This is a genomic window from Bacillus sp. MBGLi79, from assembly GCF_002953915.1.
In genome coordinates this window covers 2930143-2932675 of the sequence record NZ_CP026521.1, presented here as the reverse complement: position 1 = coordinate 2932675, position 2533 = coordinate 2930143, and the positions used below count along the sequence as shown (strand labels likewise).

The window sequence follows — 2533 nt, the reverse complement described above, 5'->3', positions numbered from 1 at the left end:
GTTTTTTTACTCTAAGGCGAAATTAAAAGGCGATCAGACGATTGAAGAAGAGTTCCGCTTTCCTGGCCCTAAGCCCCAGACAAAAGAGGCGGCGATCATCTCGGTGGCCGACAGTGTCGAAGCAGCCGTCCGCTCAATGCATAACCCGAATCCCGAAAGGATTGAAAAGCTGGTGCGCGGGATCATATCAGATAAGCTGCAGGACGGGCAGTTTGACGAATGCGATTTAACTTTAAAAGAGCTCAATATTATCGCGAAGACGCTCTGTGAAACGCTGAAAGGCATTTTTCATTCCCGGATCGAATATCCGGAAGCTAATCCTAAACAGAAGGTGAAACACACATGAGTTTAATTCTAGATATCACAGACGAGATCGGACGGGTCCCTGAAGACCAGCTTGCTGAAATTGAGAAAATTCTTCAATTCGCAGCGGCAGAGGAAGGCGTCGCAGACGGCGCCGAAGTTTCGGTTACGATCGTCAACAATGAAGAGATCCAAAAAATCAACAAAGAGTACAGAGGCAAAGATTATCCGACTGATGTCATTTCATTTGCCCTTGAAGAAGACGGGGAAGGAGAGATTGAAATTATCGGCGCTGACATGCCGCCCGTTCTCGGAGATATCATCATCAGCGCTGATAAAGCACGGGAACAGGCCGAAGAATACGGGCATTCACTGATGAGGGAGCTGGGTTTTCTGACGGTTCACGGCTTTTTGCACCTCCTCGGCTATGACCATATGACAGAAGAAGAGGAAAAAGAGATGTTCACTAAGCAAAAGGACATTTTGAATCGATATGGGCTCTCAAGATCCTCATAAACAAAATGAATGGCGCCGTCTGAAATGGAGTTTTTCAAACGCCTTAACAGGAATAGTCAAGACGTTCATGTCGGAGCGCAATTTTAGAATTCATTCCGGGGCCGCCATCCTTGTGATCGTCTGCGGCTTTTTCTTCAGGCTGACTCTGATCGAATGGTCCATCATCTTGATCCTGATCGGCGGAATGCTTGCCTTGGAGCTGATGAATACGGCTGTGGAGCATACGATCGATCTTTTCACAAAAGAGAACCACCCGCTTGCAAAGGCGGCAAAGGACGCGGCGGCCGGGGCGGTTTGCGTGTTTGCGGCCGTTTCGTGTATGATTGGGTTACTCATCTTTTTGTCAAAATTGTTTTGATGCCGTGCCTTTCATTGTGCGCAATTCTTACAAAAATTTTACATTTGTGATTTGGGCGTGAAAAAGAAGCCATTTTTATGTAAAATAAAAGTGTTAGCGGTACCATAACCGCTATAGGAAGGAATACACACATTGACTAAACAAGAATTGATTGCAGAAGCTTTAAAAGCAAGGGAATTTGCATATGTTCCGTATTCGAAATTCAAAGTCGGCGCTGCCCTTTTGACTGAGGACGGCAAGGTGTACAAAGGCTGCAACATTGAAAATGCTGCATACAGCCTGTGCAACTGCGCCGAGCGGACAGCGTTGTTCAAGGCTTACTCGGAAGGGGAAAAATCGTTTAAGATGCTTGCCGTCGCTGCGGATACGCCGGGTCCGGTGTCGCCGTGCGGAGCGTGCAGACAGGTGATTTCTGAACTTTGTTCACCAAACATGCCTGTCATCTTAACCAATCTGAATGGCCAAATCAAAGAAATGACGGTTCAAGAATTACTGCCAGGAGCATTTTCATCGGAGGACTTACATGACACAGGAAAGCTTTAAATCAGGATTTGTCTCCATTATCGGACGACCAAACGTAGGAAAATCTACATTTTTGAATCGCGTGATCGGCCAAAAAATTGCCATCATGAGCGACAAACCGCAAACAACAAGAAACAAAGTGCAAGGTGTGCTGACAACCGATACATCCCAGACGATTTTTATCGATACGCCGGGCATTCATAAACCGAAGCATAAATTGGGCGATTTTATGATGAAGGTGGCGCAGAACACTTTAAAGGAAGTCGACTTGATCTTGTTTATGATCAATGCGGAGGAAGGCTACGGAAAAGGCGACGAATTTATCATCGAGCGCTTAAAAGGAGTCAAGACGCCGGTATTTTTGATCGTCAACAAAATCGACCGGATTCATCCGGATGAGCTTCTTGTGCTGATCGATGAGTACAGAACCAGGTATCCGTTTCAGGAAATCGTTCCGATCTCCGCCCTTGAGGGAAATAATATCGATACGCTTTTAAAGCAAATTGAAGATTATTTGCCGGAAGGTCCGCAGTTTTACCCGAGTGACCAGGTGACCGATCATCCGGAGCGATTTATCATTTCTGAGCTGATTCGGGAAAAAGTGCTGCATCTGACAAGGGAAGAGATCCCTCACAGCATTGCGGTCTCGATCGAGTCCATTCAAGAACGGGAAAACGGTTCTGTGTATGTGAGCGCGACCATCGTCGTCGAACGCGATTCACAAAAAGGGATCGTCATCGGAAAAAGAGGCAGCCTGCTTAAAGAAATCGGCAAGCGGGCAAGAACCGATATCGAGGCGCTGCTCGGATCATCGGTGTTTTTAGAGCTGTGGGT

4 protein-coding genes and 1 pseudogene are annotated in these 2533 nt (G+C 46.7%); all 5 read left to right on the top strand.

The features are described 5' to 3' along the window. Nucleotides 1–346, top strand: a pseudogene (locus C1T29_RS14860) (hypothetical protein); the annotation flags it as partial. Next, entirely contained in the window at nucleotides 343–819 is a 477-nt protein-coding gene (gene ybeY, locus C1T29_RS14855) for an rRNA maturation RNase YbeY (RefSeq protein WP_025811142.1), read from the top strand. The pseudogene C1T29_RS14860 and the gene ybeY, both read left to right, overlap by 4 nt. Beyond that, a complete protein-coding gene (locus C1T29_RS14850) occupies nucleotides 797–1177 on the top strand; it encodes a diacylglycerol kinase family protein (protein WP_020452243.1) in 381 nt (126 codons plus the stop codon). The genes ybeY and C1T29_RS14850 overlap by 23 nt, the downstream gene beginning before the upstream one ends. 132 nt (nucleotides 1178–1309) lie before the next feature. Then, nucleotides 1310–1720: a cytidine deaminase gene (locus tag C1T29_RS14845; protein WP_020452242.1), complete on the top strand. Its 411-nt coding sequence runs from the start codon at nucleotides 1310–1312 to the stop codon at nucleotides 1718–1720. Next, nucleotides 1701–2533: GTPase Era (gene era, locus C1T29_RS14840; RefSeq protein WP_208945726.1), on the top strand; the 833-nt coding region annotated here is incomplete at its 3' end. The genes C1T29_RS14845 and era, both read left to right, overlap by 20 nt.

Excerpts from the sequence above, each read along its gene's own strand:
- C1T29_RS14850 (WP_020452243.1), top strand. The coding sequence starts at position 797 with ATGGGCTCTCAAGATCCTCATAAACAAAATGAATGGCGCCGTCTGAAA.
- ybeY (WP_025811142.1), top strand. The coding sequence starts at position 343 with ATGAGTTTAATTCTAGATATCACAGACGAGATCGGACGGGTCCCTGAA.